Source organism: Psychrobacter sp. Sarcosine-3u-12 (genome assembly GCF_002836005.1).
GTDB lineage: Bacteria > Pseudomonadota > Gammaproteobacteria > Pseudomonadales > Moraxellaceae > Psychrobacter > Psychrobacter okhotskensis.
In genome coordinates this window covers 115,139-131,754 of sequence record NZ_PJBY01000110.1, presented here as the reverse complement: position 1 = coordinate 131,754, position 16,616 = coordinate 115,139, and the positions used below count along the sequence as shown (strand labels likewise).

13 protein-coding genes are annotated in these 16,616 nt (G+C 43.3%); 7 read left to right on the top strand and 6 right to left on the bottom strand.

Annotation, left to right across the window (positions count from 1 at the left end):
- Nucleotides 1-69 precede the first annotated feature (69 nt).
- On the top strand, nucleotides 70-1,032 hold the full coding sequence (gene mmsB / locus CXF65_RS14085) for a 3-hydroxyisobutyrate dehydrogenase (RefSeq protein ID WP_025650651.1): 963 nt from the start codon (nucleotides 70-72) through the stop codon (nucleotides 1,030-1,032).
- A gap of 268 nt (nucleotides 1,033-1,300) precedes the next feature.
- Here mmsB and CXF65_RS14080 read toward each other — a convergent pair whose 3' ends face one another.
- On the bottom strand, nucleotides 1,301-2,059 hold the full coding sequence (locus CXF65_RS14080; RefSeq protein WP_025650650.1) for an IclR family transcriptional regulator: 759 nt from the start codon (nucleotides 2,057-2,059) through the stop codon (nucleotides 1,301-1,303).
- A gap of 720 nt (nucleotides 2,060-2,779) precedes the next feature.
- On the opposite strand from CXF65_RS14080, the gene CXF65_RS14075 reads away from it, so the two are divergent.
- Nucleotides 2,780-3,694 (top strand): hypothetical protein, encoded by a 915-nt coding sequence (locus CXF65_RS14075; RefSeq protein ID WP_025650649.1) that lies wholly within the window; start codon nucleotides 2,780-2,782, stop codon nucleotides 3,692-3,694.
- Nucleotides 3,695-3,821: 127 nt separating this feature from the next.
- Here CXF65_RS14075 and CXF65_RS14070 read toward each other — a convergent pair whose 3' ends face one another.
- The 3 genes from CXF65_RS14070 to CXF65_RS14060 form a co-directional block, all read right to left on the bottom strand.
- Nucleotides 3,822-4,631 (bottom strand): 4'-phosphopantetheinyl transferase family protein, encoded by an 810-nt coding sequence (locus CXF65_RS14070; RefSeq protein ID WP_025650636.1) that lies wholly within the window; start codon nucleotides 4,629-4,631, stop codon nucleotides 3,822-3,824.
- A gap of 132 nt (nucleotides 4,632-4,763) precedes the next feature.
- Nucleotides 4,764-5,282, bottom strand: a complete 519-nt coding sequence (gene pal / locus CXF65_RS14065; protein ID WP_025650635.1) for a peptidoglycan-associated lipoprotein Pal — start codon at nucleotides 5,280-5,282, stop codon at nucleotides 4,764-4,766.
- A gap of 170 nt (nucleotides 5,283-5,452) precedes the next feature.
- Nucleotides 5,453-6,085, bottom strand: a complete 633-nt coding sequence (locus tag CXF65_RS14060; protein ID WP_025650634.1) for a DUF6231 family protein — start codon at nucleotides 6,083-6,085, stop codon at nucleotides 5,453-5,455.
- Between the two features lie 304 nt (nucleotides 6,086-6,389).
- Here CXF65_RS14060 and pepN point away from each other — a divergent pair, with 304 nt between their 5' ends.
- Nucleotides 6,390-8,999, top strand: coding sequence for an aminopeptidase N (gene pepN / locus CXF65_RS14055; protein WP_037024968.1), 2,610 nt, complete (start codon nucleotides 6,390-6,392; stop codon nucleotides 8,997-8,999).
- 128 nt (nucleotides 9,000-9,127) lie between these two features.
- Here pepN and CXF65_RS14050 read toward each other — a convergent pair whose 3' ends face one another.
- The gene (locus CXF65_RS14050; protein ID WP_025650632.1) at nucleotides 9,128-10,210 is read right to left on the bottom strand and encodes a 3-deoxy-7-phosphoheptulonate synthase; all 1,083 of its coding nucleotides are present in this window, start codon (nucleotides 10,208-10,210) and stop codon (nucleotides 9,128-9,130) included.
- A 494-nt stretch (nucleotides 10,211-10,704) separates the two neighbouring features.
- Between CXF65_RS14050 and lpxB the strand changes: the two genes are divergently transcribed.
- The 3 genes from lpxB (at nucleotide 10,705) to CXF65_RS14035 (ending at nucleotide 14,291) form a co-directional block, all read left to right on the top strand.
- Nucleotides 10,705-11,946, top strand: coding sequence for a lipid-A-disaccharide synthase (lpxB, locus tag CXF65_RS14045; protein WP_101212875.1), 1,242 nt, complete (start codon nucleotides 10,705-10,707; stop codon nucleotides 11,944-11,946).
- A 57-nt stretch (nucleotides 11,947-12,003) separates the two neighbouring features.
- Nucleotides 12,004-12,885 carry a ribonuclease HII gene (locus CXF65_RS14040; protein WP_025650630.1) on the top strand — a complete coding sequence of 294 codons (882 nt, stop codon included), beginning with the start codon at nucleotides 12,004-12,006 and terminating at the stop codon, nucleotides 12,883-12,885.
- Nucleotides 12,886-13,103: 218 nt separating this feature from the next.
- On the top strand, nucleotides 13,104-14,291 hold the full coding sequence (locus CXF65_RS14035; RefSeq protein ID WP_101212674.1) for a CAP domain-containing protein: 1,188 nt from the start codon (nucleotides 13,104-13,106) through the stop codon (nucleotides 14,289-14,291).
- A gap of 99 nt (nucleotides 14,292-14,390) precedes the next feature.
- Here CXF65_RS14035 and CXF65_RS14030 read toward each other — a convergent pair whose 3' ends face one another.
- Entirely contained in the window at nucleotides 14,391-15,056 is a 666-nt protein-coding gene (locus CXF65_RS14030) for a DUF924 family protein (protein ID WP_025650627.1), read from the bottom strand.
- Nucleotides 15,057-15,146: 90 nt separating this feature from the next.
- Between CXF65_RS14030 and CXF65_RS14025 the strand changes: the two genes are divergently transcribed.
- Nucleotides 15,147-16,361 (top strand): carboxynorspermidine decarboxylase, encoded by a 1,215-nt coding sequence (locus CXF65_RS14025; protein WP_101212672.1) that lies wholly within the window; start codon nucleotides 15,147-15,149, stop codon nucleotides 16,359-16,361.
- Nucleotides 16,362-16,616: the final 255 nt, after the last annotated feature.

Sequence of the window (16,616 nt, the reverse complement as noted above, 5' to 3'; positions counted from 1 at the left end):
GGTATAAATTAAAAAACGTAAAACTATGTGTAGCACTGTCTGCATAAGCAATCATCAAGGAGCGATGAGATGGGAACAAAGGATTCAGGTTTAAGCAATAAAGACTCAAATAATACTGGCAAGCCAAATATAGCCTTTATTGGGCTTGGCAATATGGGCGCACCGATGGCAGAGAATTTATTAAAGGCAGGTTATATGCTCTCTGTCTATGATTTGTCTGAAGACGCTACCCAGCGCTTGCAGAAAGCAGGTGCCAGTGTGGCTGCTAGCCCTAAAGATGCTGCGAACAATGCACAAGTCGTCATTAGCATGTTGCCTGCGGGCAAGCACGTCCATTCTGTCTATTTAGGTAATGATGGAGATAATGGGGCCGAAGGCCTACTGGCAGAATTGCCCAAGGGTACGTTGGTCATCGATAGCAGTACCATCGCGGCAGCTGATGCAAGATTGGTAGCAGAAGCAGCAAGTAAGCTTGGTATAGACTTCTTAGATGCGCCAGTCTCTGGCGGTACAGGCGGCGCCATCGCTGGTAGTTTAACGTTCATCGTTGGTGGTAGCGACGATGCGTTCGCCAAAGCTGAGCCGATACTCGCTGTTATGGGCAAAAATATATTTCATGCTGGCGACCACGGTGCTGGACAAGTCGCGAAAATCTGCAATAACATGCTGTTAGGCATTCTAATGGCCGGAACGGCAGAGGCGATTAATTTGGGGGTTAAGAACGGCCTTGACCCTAAAGTGCTATCAGATATTATGCTACAAAGTTCAGGTCGCAATTGGACATTAGAGGTCTATAACCCTTATCCGCAAGTAATGGAGAACGTGCCATCTAGCAATGGTTATAAAGGCGGCTTTATGAGTAAGCTCATGCAAAAAGATCTTAACCTTGCGATGCAAACGGCTAAAGATACGGAAGTTGAAACCCCAATGGGAGCCAAAGCGACAGAACTTTATGAAGCACATACGGTAGACAACGGCGATAAGGACTTTTCTAGTATTATGGCGCGCCATGATAGCTCAGTACTATCTTAATGCTCTAAATGATTAAGTCTCTTAAGCAGTTTTGAATACTGTGGTTTAATGAAGTATTAAAAGACTGTTCTTGATAGTGCGACTAAGAAAAGTATAAAAATAGCCCTGCCCTGAAAGGCTGATGCTAAAATCACCCCAAACGTTGTTGTAAACCTAGCTAAGGTCTCGACATTATCGTCGGTTTACGCCTAGTTTGGGACGATTTTAGCAATCAGCAGTCCTAATATTTGAATGTTCAACAGACCCTAAGTTCATCTATCTATTACCTTCAATTTTGTAGCTCGTATACCAGCGTCTGAATATCCTTCGCCGCTGCCTGCAAACGCGGCACGTGTGTCATTAGCTCATCTAATGACACGCGGATGGTTGGGGCGTGAATATATAAAGAAGCCAAATAGCGTGACTTTTTATCCAACACAGGCACCGATACCGCTACCATCTCTGAAATAAACTCTTCATTATCGATACCAATACCTGTTTCAGCGATACGATCAAGCTCGGCATTTAGAGTATCAACGTCAGTGATCGTATTTTTGGTGAATTTGTCTAGCGGCAGTCCTTGGAGGATTTTGTTGCGACTGGTGGTGGACAATTGACTCAGGTACAGCTTACCTGTAGCGGTACACCACATCGGTGATTTTGCGCCCACTGGTAGATAAATCTGTAATGGCAGCGACGTTTGAGCGCGGTTGGTATAGAGCATATCCATGTGATAGGGAATAGCAATACCACAAGTTTCTTTGATCTCATCAACTAACTTGTGCAAGATCAGCTGTCGTTCATTAAAAAACTGGCGCTGTTGCCAGAGCTCGACACTTAGGTTGCGGACCCGCTTACCGGGTATAATACCGCCACCGATATCAACGGTCACAAACCCTTCATCAACCAAGTTCTGAATTAGTCGATGGATGGTGGGTTTTGGGATATTTAGCTCTTGCGACAGTTCAAGTGGAGAAAGAGGTTTGGAGGCATAGGACACCGCTTCGATAATCTCTAACACACGGGTAATCGACGATACTTTAGGCATAAAAATGGCTCAATAATAAAAAATAATAAGGCAGAGAACGTCAAAACGTTTTAATCGATGAGTCAAATACTGGTAAAGCTAAGACACGACTGAATAACTCTCTAATTTAGCATAATATCAGTCTCAGACAAGCAATAGTCGCACTATGTAGTCAATCCGCTATAAAAGAGTGACAGCCTTTACCCAACTTGAAGTATGATTGCTAATTCTGCACTCGGTTGCCTTTACTCTCTTTTAAATGGAATCAACCATAATTAGTTGAATTATTATTTAAACATAGGCTTGTCGTATGATTCCTGCTCAAAATGGTCTTAGGCCAAAAGCTGCAGGATAAGCAATAAAAGATACGTCAACTCACAAATCACAACAAACTGTAGTAATAAGCCATATAACTACTATTGAATTAGTTTCATGGCTCGTCCATCATAATGACATATTTTGTAATACCATTACATGAACATTAAGCCATTTAGTATTCGTGTCTGTGCTCTTAAGTTACTTTGAGAGCGTTGTGTAACTGGAAGCCGAAGTTTTGCTGGTTAGTGTAGTAATTATTACAATTTCTATGCAATCTTTACATAATGGCAAATAAAAAGCGCGTTTATAGGGGTGACTTTTTGAGCCAAAATTGTTTTAATCTGCTCAACAAAATGATGGTTTAAAAAAAGCTGAATTATCATTTTTTATGGGCGAGTTATTTCACACTTTAGGAGAGTAATTATGAAATTTATTAAACTATCTGCAATCTCTGCCGCTATTCTAGCGTCAACTGCGGCTTTAGCTGCTGAACCTGTTATCGTTGTTGACGAAGCTGATGCTGTTGTATACGAAGCTGAGCCTGTTGCAGTTGCCTATGAAGCTGAGCCTGTTGCTGTCGCTTATCAAGCTGAACCTGCTTATGCATACAATGCCGACGCTGGCATAGTTCGTAACACGACTGGCGCAGTTTTTGGTGGTACTAAAACTTTCTTCCAAACCGCTGTTAACCCAGCCGCTGTTAGCGCTGAAGTGGGTACTTTAGGTTATGGTGCGAACATTGCTTGGTCAATGAACGAAAAAACTGAACTACAAGCTGGTTGGGCAGGCGGTGATGTAGCTGACCTATTCGGCGGTGATTTTGATGCAAATGATGTTAATTATGAAGTTGATTCAGACTTCAGCAACCCGTACCTTGGCGTTCAATACCGTCCTGCAGCTAACTGGTTCACTATGGGTGCTGGTGTTATTGTTCCTGACAACGATATCGATGTAACTGCTAATGCTAATGGTGGTGGTGAAAACAGCTATTACCAAATTAACGATGTTAAGTATAGTGCAGATGATGTAGGTACTCTACAAGGTACGTTGGAACACCGTAACAAGCTAGCTCCTTATGCTACTATTGGTTTCCGTCCTAACATCGGCAACAACTGGGGTGTATTCGGCGAAATCGGTGCAGCATACATGGGTAAAACTGATGCGACTGTTAATGCAAAAAACCCAGAAAAACTAGTAGGCATTTCTAATGGTGTTAATAATGTACCTTCTGGTTTAAATGCTGGCCAAGTTGCAAATCTTGCTGAGCAAGAACTTGAAGATAAAGATTGGTTAGAGTGGTTCCCAATTGTTAAACTTGGTGCAACTTACCGTTTCTAATCTAATCGCAGTCTAAGCACTGTATTTAGAGTAAGTAAAAAAGGCGGCCTTCGGGTCGTCTTTTTTTGTTTGCATTAAAGCGGTAATCAGTAAAGTATTATCCAAGTAGGTGAATAATCTGGGCTATCTAAAAAATAACGACAGTTTGCTGCGACGATAAAACCGCAATGTGATAGTCAGTCTTATCATCACCAGTGATAACGAAAGATGATTTCTCACTCATTTTGTCAACCAAGCTGGGCAGTAAATAAGAGTAATCCATTCCCAATCCTTGCGCCAATTTATACTGATGAATCTTGATAAAGCTTTCTTTTATTTGCCAAAACAGCTTAGTCATGGTGCTGCGATCGCTTGCTGATAAGGCTTGTAAGGCGGCAATTTCATAAGGATGATAAAAGCGCTGTGCCACGTTCCGTGCAACCTCATTGGTCTCTATATCGATACCTACGGCGTGACGTCGACTGATGGCCACTGCAATTTTATTATTAGAAGATTTATGGCTAGGGTGACGAAAGTCTGTATCACTATCTGTATGCCTATCGTTTTTATAACCCGCACCCGTATGGCTAAAACATACGTAATATTTACTGTTCATCAGTCGATACGGGAAGTCGGATTCATCTAAGGTGTCAGTGATTGCTAACTTATTGAGCAATGCTTTTAACAGTAGCCGAACGCCTTTGCGTTGTTGCTGACGTTGATTGTAAGCGATATCCCGCACAGACAAATGACTTTGCGATGTATAATGCTGCCAGTTAGCATCATGTAGCTGATGCAAATTCATATCTGGTATATTAAAAACGGATAAGCATGCCGATTTACTCCTTGTTTCTCTAAGGTGTAAAGAGAGAGATTCGCTCACCTCTGCGGTAGCGCACCATGTCATTGGAGCAAGCTGAGTATATTTAACGTCTATTAACTGCAATTTTTGCATCATTATTATTCATTTTGTGCTTTTTGATATCCGCTATCTTAACTGACTGAAATGCAAAAAGCCCAGCAATATTGATATTACTGGGCTTTGATAAAGCGTATAAAGCTTTATGGATTATTGGCAGTTTACTTGATTTTAGTAAGACAACTCAGCACGGCGGTTTTGTGCATAGGCGTCTTCAGTATTGCCAGCTGCCGCAGGACGCTCTTCGCCATAGCTGATGACACGAATGTTATTTACAGCAACACCTTGAGCAGCAAGATAGTCACGTGCTGCTTGGGCACGGCGCTCACCAAGGGCGATATTGTATTCACGGCTACCGCGTTCATCGGTATGACCAGCGATCACGACACCAGCGGCTGGGTTTGAGCTTAACAAGCCTGCGTGTTGGTTCAACACACTGGCTGCTTGTGAGGTGATTTCACTGCTATCAAAGCCAAAGTAAACAACCGCTTGTAAGTTTTCAGCACCAGTAATAACGGCGTTTGAATTGTCTACAATAACAGCACCATTGTAGCCAGCTTGACCACCTGGGATACCTAGTGGTGCAACCACGACTTCAGAGGTAGCACGCTTGGTTGCACAACCTGTGGTAATGGCAACGGCGCTTGATAATACAGCGAGGACAGCGATCTTAGAAAAACTGATTGACATGACGAGCTCCTAAAATTTTAATTAGATTTGTTGTTTTAAACTGCTTACGATAAAACTTAGGCAATTACTATCTATCATATACTAAATGTTACTTTATGTAAGTAGTATTACTGTAAATAATCTGCAAATTACATAAGGTCTTTCATACTATTCAAACAACACGCGAATTTTTACCAACGATGTTTGCCCCAGTTTTCAGGATTGGCCCAATAATCTGCATTGAGCCAGTTTGGTAATTGCTTATAATCGTACAAATTAAATTGCCATAATGTTGGTAATGAGGAGTCTGGTAGGGAGTCATCTATAGCACTGCTGCCAGTTACTTTCACAGACGGTTCGTCTAAAATATCAAATGGCGTAAAGCCATAAGCTTTTAGGTCTATGGAGCTATCAAGTGCAATCAGTAGATGCGCGGCATAAAGATCGCGATAGCGCATGAGCAATGGAATATATTGTGGTAATAGCTCTGCTGATAAAGTGGGTAGCCAAAAGCAGGCGAGCTCATAACGTTCTGATAATTGCTGTTGCGTAAGTTCTGATAACGTTGATAAATGCATTTTTCCATTTTCATCAGCGTATTTTTTCAGTGTTGGCTGTAGGGCTAAACGCTCAGTTTTATCTTGCACCACCCACAGCAAATCAGAGCTATCATTGATTTGATCAAAAGTGATTTGATCAGCAGTGGTTTGTTCATTCGTGTCTGGCGACTTCACTTGTGTTGCTAATGATGGTAATAGCACATCAATATAATCTATTAAGAGTGGTAGGGTAATAGTTGCGCGATTAGCAGATTGTGTTGTCATTAATAAACCATTGATTGTTGGTGAGCTGTGTCTCTATTAAATCATTTTCATGGCGACTATCCAATGGATGATTGACGCTTTTGATATTTGCGTCGGATGATAGGCGTAATAATCTTGAGGGTTGCTCTTGAAATCTGCTGGTTTAGGTCAATGTAGCTAAATGTCGCTATTATTCTAATGATCATAAAAATTGTGCATAATTGACGTCCCGCCCTAATGTGATTTACCCAAATTTTTACTATAAATAATAATAGGAATCCCTATGTCTACTGCTGAAACTGATGCTCAAATTATCAACCCTGAAATGCCAGATGTGCCGCCGCATGCACCGAGTAAGATCAACTTAAAAGATTATAAAAAACCAAGCTTTGATGTAGAAACGGTTGATTTAGATATTAAGCTATTTGAAGAATATGCTCAGGTAGACAGTACCCTGAAGATGGTGCGCCAAACCGCTGGGAACATTGTATTATTTGGTGAAGAGTTGGAACTGCTGGCTATTACCATGAATGGTCGTAAGTTATCAGATGCAGATTATCAGCAACAAGCCGGTAAACTTACCATCACTGATATACCTGATGAACTTGAGGAAATCACTTTAGAGATTCAAGTACGTATTTGTCCGCAGACCAATACCGCCCTTGAAGGGCTTTACATGGCAGGTAGCGGTGACGATACCATGTTTGTGACTCAATGCGAGCCAGAAGGCTTTCGCAAGATTACTTTTTATCCAGATCGCCCCGATGTACTCGCGATATTCACCACCCGTCTTGAGGCCGATAAGCGCTATCCGACGTTACTAGCCAATGGTAATTTGGTAGAGGCAGGTGAGGTTACTGGTGCGTCAGACCGTCATTATGCGATTTGGCATGATCCGACCAATAAGCCAAGCTATCTGTTTGCCTGTGTCGTCGCTGACTTAGATGTATTGACGGATTCTTATACCACTAGCGAAGGTCGAGGCGTTTTACTAGAAATATACGCCAAGTCTGCCGATATCGATAAGTGTGATGTCGGTATGCAAGCCCTAAAAGATTCGATGAAATGGGATGAGGTTAATTATGGCCGCGCTTATGATTTAGACCGCTATATGATTGTCGCCGTTAGTCAGTTTAATATGGGCGCAATGGAAAACAAGGGTCTGAATATCTTTAATACCGCTTGTGTGTTGTCTAGCCCTGAGACCACAACGGACTCGCGTAGCTTTAGTGTGAAAGCTATCATCGCGCATGAGTACTTTCATAACTGGACAGGCAATCGCATCACGTGCCGTGATTGGTTCCAGTTGTGCTTAAAAGAAGGCTTTACTGTTTACCGCGATCAATCTTTTTCAGCCGATCAACAGTCGAGTGCCGTACAGCGTATCGATGATGTCGCGACTTTGCGTGCCCATCAGTTTGCTGAGGACGCAGGGCCACTGGCGCATCCTGTACGCCCTGAAAGTTTCGTTGAGATTAATAACTTTTACACGACGACCGTTTATGAAAAGGGTGCTGAAATCGTTCGTATGATTGCCAATACTTTGGGGGCAGATAACTTCCGTAAAGGTACTGATGAGTATTTCCGTCGTTACGATGGGCAAGCAGTTACCGTTGAGGACTTCTTGTCTGCGCTTAGTATTACTGATGATAAAATTGAAGATTTTATTGATTGGTATCGTCAACCTGGTACGCCAGTGGTGTCTGGTCACCAAGATTATGACAGCGCTACGCAAACATTGACCATTACTTTAAGTCAGCAAACCCGCCATGTTAGTGGTTTTGATGCGCCAAAACCTTTGCCTATTCCCGTAGCGACCGCGCTATTTGACCAAGATTCTGGTGCTATCGTCGCCGAGCGTATGCTGCTACTCGATCAAGCCGCGCAAACCTTTACCTTTGAAAATGTGACTAGCGAACCAGTAGTATCATTGCTGCGTGACTTTAGTGCGCCAGTACAGCTTAATTATGACTATCAAGATGAAGATTTGGCATTCTTACTCAAGCATGAAACCAACGGCTTTAACCGCTGGCAAGTGACGCAAATGCTGGTCAATCGCATCTTGCTGCAAGACCAAGGCGAGAAGAGCAACCCTGAAGTGTACCTACAAGCATTAGCGCAGACCTTGCCCGTGCTCGCAGCTGACGATGCGATGTTGGCGGCGCGTTTGCTTGATATTCCATCAGCGCAAGAGTTGGCTTCTGCTATTGCTGAAGATTATGATCCAGAGTTGGTCAAAGCGCAGCGTGAAGGCTTATATCAGCAAGTGGCAGAGATGCTAAAAGACCAATGGGCAGTACTTTATAAGCAGCTGCCCATGCAGTCTTATGAAGATAGCGCCGCCGCTCGTGGTACTCGTGCCTTGCGCAATGTGATATTAGACATGGCATTGACGGCTAACGTTGATGGTGCCAATGAATGGGCACAGCAGCAGTATGACAATGCCAGCTGTATGACGGAACGTTTTGGTGCATTAAAAGTGATGGTTAATCATCAATTGGCAGATGCGGATGCCTATTTGGCGGACTTTTATCAACGTTTCCAAGCAAATGACTTGGTTATCGATTTATGGTTTAGTGTGCAAGCATCAGCTGATACGGTCACTACTGAGGCTATCCAATCGTTGCTCACTCATACTGATTTTGATTGGAATACGCCCAATCGTGTGCGCTCAGTGATTAGCGCTTTTACCTCGCAGCCGACCGTCTTATGGACGGCAGAGGGTTTAGATATCTATATTGCTGTGATTAAAAAGTTGGATGATGCCAATCCTGTCTTAGCATCGCGCTTGTTGCAGGTGCTGGCGCGCTGGAATACCTTGGCTGAGCCACGTCGTCAGATGGCGCATGATAAGCTGTTAGATTTGCAGCAAGCCGTGTCTTCTAAACACGTGCTCGAAAGCTTAACGAGCGTACTAGGCGCAGCAAGTGAGTAGGACGGTTAGCTTAAGGCCTGTCCTCAAATTTATAAGCTGAAGTATAAAAAAAGCCCGTTTGACATTAATTATGTCAAACGGGCTTTTTGCTGAGTGGCCTAATAACGATTTATTATGACCAATCGCTATTAACGGTTAGGCAATACATCTTTTACCATGTCACGTAGATTGTATAGCGCAGTGACTGTGCTATCCCAATCTAAGCAACCATCGGTGATAGACTTGCCATACTCAAGCTGGCTCAAGTCAGCAGTTAGCTTTTGACTGCCGCCTTTAAGATGACTCTCAACCATCATGCCGATGATGGATTTGTTACCGTTTTGGATTTGCTCGGCGACGTTATTAATAACCATCGGCTGCAAGTACGGGTCTTTACCTGAGTTAGCATGGCTTGAGTCAATCATAATCTTGCTGTTGGTTTTTCCTTTTGCTAGCTCATTTTCCACTTGCGCAACAGCAGTTTCATCATAGTTAGGCTTGCCATTACCACCGCGTAGTACCACGTGTGCGTAAGGGTTGCCTTTAGATTTGATGATAGAGACTTTGCCATCTGAGGATAACCCTAAGAAGCTATGACCTTCTTTAACCGCTTGCATGGCGTTAACCGCAACCGTCATACCGCCGTCCGTACCGTTTTTGAAACCAACTGGGCATGATAAGCCAGAGCTCATTTCGCGATGCGTTTGGCTCTCAGTGGTACGTGCGCCGATTGCTGACCAGCTGATTAAATCCTGCATGTACTGCGGAGTATTTGGATCCAACGCTTCAGTCGCGCAAGGTAAGCCTTTCTCATTCAAATCAAGCAATAACTTACGAGCGGTACGCAGACCTTTTTCAATATCGAAGCTGTCATTCATATCAGGGTCGTTGATCATACCCTTCCAGCCGACCGTGGTACGCGGTTTTTCAAAATAAACGCGCATCACAACGAATATGCTGTCTTCGATCTCTTTTGCCAATGCAGCTAAGCGATCGGCATATTCGTGAGCGGCTTTGATATCGTGGATAGAGCAAGGGCCGATGACCACAAACAGACGCTTATCTTTACCATCCAAAATATCTTGGATCGTATTACGCCCTTTTAGGACGGTTTTATAGGCTTCGTCTGATAAAGGTAGCTCAGTTTTTAGCTCAGCGGGGGTGATCAAGGGAATGAATTTTTCAATATTCACGTCATCAATATCTGCATTATGGGTAGCTGGTGTTGTCATGATTATATATCGTCTAGCTGATTTATAGGAATAATCATTATGAGGACAAAAGTGCTGATTGACAAGGGTAGTGGCGCAGTTAATTAACTGATAACTGGAATGTGTAAACCAAAACTTCGTTATACTTCACCGTACTTTGTTCTGAACTGGGACTTTTAAACACCAGCTTACTGCGCAATTTTTTGCTTATGAAAGCGTCTTTGGGGGTTATCAGCCAACTGTGCTGAACTTTTATAAGCTAATTTAGCTATTTATAGCACGGTAACGTATGATGACAACATAAATGATATAACGCTACAATAGTAGTGAGGCAAGCATTTGCAGCTGTTAGCGCGGCATTACTCACTCGGTGGGTTATATTTTATAATAATTCTATTTTTGTTCATAATAATTGTACCCATTGTCATTTTTCATATTGAGAGCTTGTTATGACCGATTCTGCTACTTCCCATAAACATACTGACTTTATTGATCAGACAGATACCAATCAGCAGATGCCTGAATTTAAGACGGCACCACTGGTTATTGGTATTGTCGCAGGTGAGGTGTCAGGTGACAGTTTGGGGGCAGATTTTATGCAGCAGATGAATAACCTGCGTGATGATATCGTTTGGGTAGGCGTTGGTGGTACTAAGATGCAAGCGCAAGGATTGCAAAGTATTTTTCCACTAGAACGTCTGGCAGTGATGGGCTTGGTGGAAGTCATGGCGCAATTGCCTGACTTACTTAAAGCGCGCCGCGAGTTATTGAGCGCCTTCAAAATCGCTGATATCAATTGGTTTATCGGCATTGATGCGCCTGATTTTAATCTACGAGTCGCCAAAAAGTTAAAGCCAAAAGGCGTGTTTTGTGTACAGTACGTTAGCCCCTCTATTTGGGCATGGCGCGAGTCGCGTATTCATAATATTAAAGCAGCGACCGACCTTGTACTCTGTCTATTTCCGTTTGAGCTGCCAGTATATGAGCGCCACAATCATCCAGCGATATGTGTGGGTCATCCTTTGTTACGTACTATTGATCAGACCTTGATAGAGACGCCTATCAATCAGAGGCGCAGTGAGTTGGTCTGGCACAACGATGGTTTGCAGCAGTTTTTTATCGAGCGGTTCGATGATGTCAGCCAGCTTATTTGTGTGATGCCAGGCTCTCGGCGCGGGGAGATAACGGCTATTTTACCTCTTATGCTGGATGGTATTCAAAAGTTAATATTACTAGATCCGAAGCTGTGTTTTATCATTCCAACGGTCGATCAAAACCATCAGTATATCGTCCAAGACGTCATTGATCGACGATCAGAGCAATTGCGTGCCGCTATCGTGGTGGTCTATGACGACAGCCAGCCAGCGTTTAGTCAGCAGGCTATGGCTGCCTCGGATCTGGTGATGCTAGCATCTGGCACGGCAACCCTTGAGGCGATGCTGCTTGAGCGCCCAATGGTGGTGGTATATCAATTAAATAAGCTGACCTATCAGATTGCCAAGCGTCTGATCAAAGTCCCTTATGTGGCACTGCCCAATATTTTAGCCGACACCGCCATCGTCCCTGAGCTGATACAGGAGCAGGCGAGTGGTGATAATATTTGCCGCACCGTCATGCGTCTGTTGCAACCGCGTGCTTATGCAGAACAATTAAAAGCGCTTGTCGCTACCAAGCAGCTATTGCAGCAGCAAAGCAATCATGAGCCTGCTAATAGCGTGATTGATCAATGGTTTATGCAAAACCAGCATAAATCCTAAGGGATAATTGCGCATTATTTATCTTTAACACCTAAATCAATAAGACCACAAAAAATCATGAGCATTCAGAACAACCCTACAGATAGTATTATTCCGATTGACAAAAAAATCCAACAGATTGATATAAAATCCCAGTGCATTGATTTAGCCGAACCTATCCATTTATATGGGCAAGTGAATGTGACTAAGCTGCTCACTGAATATGGGATAAATACAGAGCCACACTTAAATACACAACAGCATGTAGAACGCTCAACGCTGCACAGCTCAACGCTGCAAATAGGTGTTGATGAAGCAGGGCGCGGACCACTTTTAGGTAGCGTTAATGTGGCCGCAGCGATACTGCCTGCCACGTGGTCAGGATTGATTGAAGAACAACCCTTAAAAGACACGCCTTTATCCATACTGACGGATTCTAAGCAGTTGAGTGAGAAAAAACGCGATATTCTTTATCCATTGGTGCAGCAAAATGCTGTGGGTTTTATCATCGCTGAAATACCAGCAGCGGTCATCGATCAGGTCAATATTTTGCAAGCAACGATGCTCGGTATGCGCTTATGCACTGAAGGATTGTTAGAGGCTATCGCTGAGCATCTTGCCACATCTATGCTGACATTTGAGGTTTTGTTCGACGGAAATCGCTGTCCTCAAGTAAACAATACCAAGCTCGCTGAATTAGGCATAGATCACTCTGCGATTGATTGCCAAGCATGGGTAAAAGGGGATGCGCGTCATACCAGTATCGCCGCAGCCAGTATATTGGCAAAAGTCAGCCGTGATACTACTATGTATACACTCGATACTCAGCATCCTGAATATGGGATTGCCAAACATAAAGGCTATCCAACCAAAGCGCATATGGAGGCGATTCAACAGTATGGGGTGCTACCCGAGCATAGACGTAGCTTTGCACCAGTGCGAAAGGCGTTGGAGAGTTAAAGACAAATGGAGAATTGCTTATTTATATAAATAGCCTAAGCAGAAATTATTTATCAATTTAAAAAAACATCCCTTAGTCAAAAATGAATGGTTTTTTGAGATTATGCGTATTAAGTTTTCATGTTTTATTAAATGACATTTGAATCGTTATTCGATAATATCCGTCATAGCTGATTTATTGCTCATAATAGGCACACCACTATCTTACAGGATAAAAGATGACTCTCAAATTACGAGAAAAAAACCTCGCGGCAGTAATATTTTTAACAGCGTTTTTGACGGCTTGTGGCGGCAGTGGCGGCAGTGGCGGAGACTCAGATGGCAGCACTAACAATACTACGCCCAAGCCAACACCGCCTGTTGCTAGTCCTGATGATACCTCGACTGATAAGCCTAATGACCAGACTGATAATGAGGCAAAAGCTGCATTAATTGCCAATAATACCTTTAGTCTAGCGCGCACCAGCTGTGGTCTAAGTGGTTTGTCTGCCGATACTGCACTGGATAATGTTGCGATTCAACATGCAAAATACATCAAGCATGTATTTGCTAATAGCACGCCGACTGCTTTTAGTCCGCACTATGAAAATAAGATTGCAGATATCGCCAACGTCACGGGTGATAATAACCCATTCTTTAGCGGAGTCAGCTTCACAGATCGGTTGTTACAGGCAAACTACGGCAACGCCCAATATGGTGTGACTGAGAATATTGCTCAGTCGGTCTATTATAGCTCGGCTGGCAATATTATAGGCTCTGATATAGTGGCAGGTGCAATGGCGAAGTCATTATTGGCAGCGCCTTATCATCTGCGTTCTTTGATGCTACCAGGCTCGAGTTTGACGGGTACGGGTATGGTCACTTATAAGCCTTATGGCAAAGACACGACCAACAATCAGGGTTATATCTTAGTCAACCATGCCTCAGCGACCAAGGCAAGCAAAGACAATACGGTGGTAGGCATATTCACTTATCCTTGCCAAGGGGTCAGTGGTACGGTGACTGCGCTGTATAACGAAACGCCAAATCCTGTCAAAGGAACGGGTCGTGACCTACGAGCTGATCCTATCGGGCAGCCCATCTATGTCAGTATGCCAGCTGCCCAGACCATTAAGCTCAGTAATATCAAGTTCCATGATGTTCAGCGTAACATCGATGTGCCCACTGAACTGCTTGATTATGGGCAAGATCCCCATAAGAATACCGTTTATGAGCTACCAGCGAACGAAGCTTTTATTTTACCCATTACGGATAATCTAAAAAGCTGCAAAATCACCACTAAAAAAGATCAAAACTGTGGTTTGCATGGCGAGAGTGAATATCGTGTAAGCTTTGATGTGTTAGTGGACAATCGAACGCTAAAGCAGCAGTCGTTTAGCTTTAGCACGGGTAAAGTGAACTACTAATCTATAGGGTATACCCTAGAATAAATAGGATAAAACAAAACAAGGGCTGAACCAGTTATCTGATTCAGCCCTTGTTTTTGTTATTATAAGTAATAACGCTTAGAATGAAGAATTCGGCTGCTGTAAAAATGCGTCTTCTTCTGCAGTCGACTCACGACCCAAGGCTTCATTACGGTGTGGATAGCGTCCAAATTCATCAATAATGTCTTTATGACGGCGTTCAAAGTCTAAAGTGGTTGGGTCATTTAGTTGCTCAAACAGCGGCAGATAGCGTTTATGGATAACAGCTGATTCAGAATGCATAAACGGCATAATAGTAAACTTGCGCCACTCCATCGGTAGGGTCTCAAAATGCGGCTGGGCAATGGCTTCTTGCGCTAATGCCACGGCCATACCGTCTTGAGCAAAGGCGCACGCTTGCTCGCGACATAGATTGCGGGAAAACTGATCTAAGACAATAATCTCTGCCAATCGTCCTGCCAAATTAGTGATTGAGCTATTCACATCGTTGTGATTGTCAGACCATCGCCACGGCGCACATTCACCGTGTTTTGCTGCTTGCCAGATTTTGCCAAACTTAGCCTTTATTTGCTTATCAAAGTTGTCATTTTGGGCAAACCAATATGGCTCATTATCTTGGTCGAACCAAAAATCCAACACTGCGCGCGCCTCAGCATCTAGATACTCTACATTAATATTCTTTGAATCGAGTTGCGATAAATTGGCTTGGCTAGCAGAGCTGGAATAATCGGTTGATAATGACATAAGATATTCTAATTACGGTGGATTTAGTCTACTATAGCGCAAATATTTATATCTGTCATGATACCAACAGCAGCTATTAGGTAACCTCTTATGAATGCAAAAACTTCGCTGAAAACCACAAAATCATCCTTGCCACCAACGCCTTATTATCTACTCGACGAAGCGGCAATCGTTGCCAATATGCAGATTATCGCGCGACTGTGTGAGCTGTCAGGCGCTAAAGCCTTATTGGCGCTCAAATGCTTTGCGACTTGGGGCGTGTTTGATGTGATGCAGCCCTATTTGCACGGAACCACTTCGTCGTCACTCAATGAAGTCAGACTTGGCTACGAGACTTTTGGTAAAGGTAAAGACAGTGATAATGAAAAAGAAACGCATGCTTATAGCGTCGCTTATAGTACGGATGAAATCGATGAAGTATTAAGCTATGCCGATAAGATTATCTTTAATTCAATCTCGCAACTTAACGCCTTTAAAGAGCAAGCGGCGGCAAAGGGTATTCCAGTTGGGCTACGCTTAAATCCAAAGACTAGCAATTCATCGTTTATCATCGCTGATCCTGCGCGTCCATTTAGCCGCTTAGGTGAGCATGATAAAGATAAGATTGCGGCGGTATTGAGTGATATCACTGGCGTCATGATTCATAACAATTGCGAAAATGACAGTTTTGAGGCTTTTAGCGACAGCTTGGCTGATATCGAAGCTAGATTTGGTGACGTTTTAGCGCAGCTTGAGTGGGTCAGTTTGGGCGGTGGTATTCACTTTATCGCCCCTGATTATCCACTAGAAAAACTTGCTGAGCGGTTGAAAGGCTTTAGTGAAAAATACGGCGTACAAGTTTACCTTGAGCCGGGTGAAGCGAGCATTCATGGCGCTGGATCACTAGTTACAAGCGTTTTAGATACTATGCATAATGAAAAAAACCTAGCAGTCGTCGATGCCTCAATAGAGGCGCATATGCTGGACTTACTCATTTACCGCGAGTCAGCACCCATTGCAGCGATTAATAAAGAGTCGATTAATATCTTACCTGTCGATATGGCCAAAACAGCTGACGTGGTGGACAACACTATTATTTATGGTCGTTCTTGTTTGGCAGGCGATATTTTTGGTGAGTATGCCTTGCCTAACCAATTACAGGTAGGCGATAAGATTGCGTTTGGTAATGCGGCAGGCTATACCATGGTAAAGAAAAACTGGTTCAATGGCGTCAACATGCCAGCGATTGTAATTCGTCGTCTGGATGGCAGCATTGATGTGCAGCGCGAGTTTGATTACCAAGATTATAAGGCGAGTTTGTCATAACACTATTATGCTTGGCATTATTCAATAACACTGCCAAACAACTATCTAGAAATGAGTATTGCTCTCAGATTTTCTAAGTTATGTTGTAATTTTTGCCGAAAAGTAAGTAAAAATTGTTATAATCGCCACGGGCAAAAACAGCTGATTTTGCCCGACGGGTGCGTGGGTTTTCCTCGGTCTTCCTTTTTAATTCACGCATATCATTCACTCGTTTCTGTTTTGACTAGCCACCTCTTAGGCGATGACAGGGACACA

Bases quoted from the DNA above. Each gene is read 5' to 3' on its own strand.
- pepN (WP_037024968.1), top strand. From the start codon at position 6,390: ATGCCAGATGTGCCGCCGCATGCACCGAGTAAGATCAACTTAAAAGAT.
- CXF65_RS14030 (WP_025650627.1), bottom strand. From the start codon at position 15,056: ATGTCATTATCAACCGATTATTCCAGCTCTGCTAGCCAAGCCAATTTA.
- CXF65_RS14035 (WP_101212674.1), top strand. From the start codon at position 13,104: ATGACTCTCAAATTACGAGAAAAAAACCTCGCGGCAGTAATATTTTTA.
- CXF65_RS14025 (WP_101212672.1), top strand. From the start codon at position 15,147: ATGAATGCAAAAACTTCGCTGAAAACCACAAAATCATCCTTGCCACCA.
- CXF65_RS14070 (WP_025650636.1), bottom strand. From the start codon at position 4,631: ATGATGCAAAAATTGCAGTTAATAGACGTTAAATATACTCAGCTTGCT.
- pal (WP_025650635.1), bottom strand. From the start codon at position 5,282: ATGTCAATCAGTTTTTCTAAGATCGCTGTCCTCGCTGTATTATCAAGC.
- lpxB (WP_101212875.1), top strand. From the start codon at position 10,705: ATGCCTGAATTTAAGACGGCACCACTGGTTATTGGTATTGTCGCAGGT.
- CXF65_RS14060 (WP_025650634.1), bottom strand. From the start codon at position 6,085: ATGACAACACAATCTGCTAATCGCGCAACTATTACCCTACCACTCTTA.
- CXF65_RS14050 (WP_025650632.1), bottom strand. From the start codon at position 10,210: ATGACAACACCAGCTACCCATAATGCAGATATTGATGACGTGAATATT.
- CXF65_RS14040 (WP_025650630.1), top strand. From the start codon at position 12,004: ATGAGCATTCAGAACAACCCTACAGATAGTATTATTCCGATTGACAAA.
- mmsB (WP_025650651.1), top strand. From the start codon at position 70: ATGGGAACAAAGGATTCAGGTTTAAGCAATAAAGACTCAAATAATACT.
- CXF65_RS14075 (WP_025650649.1), top strand. From the start codon at position 2,780: ATGAAATTTATTAAACTATCTGCAATCTCTGCCGCTATTCTAGCGTCA.
- CXF65_RS14080 (WP_025650650.1), bottom strand. From the start codon at position 2,059: ATGCCTAAAGTATCGTCGATTACCCGTGTGTTAGAGATTATCGAAGCG.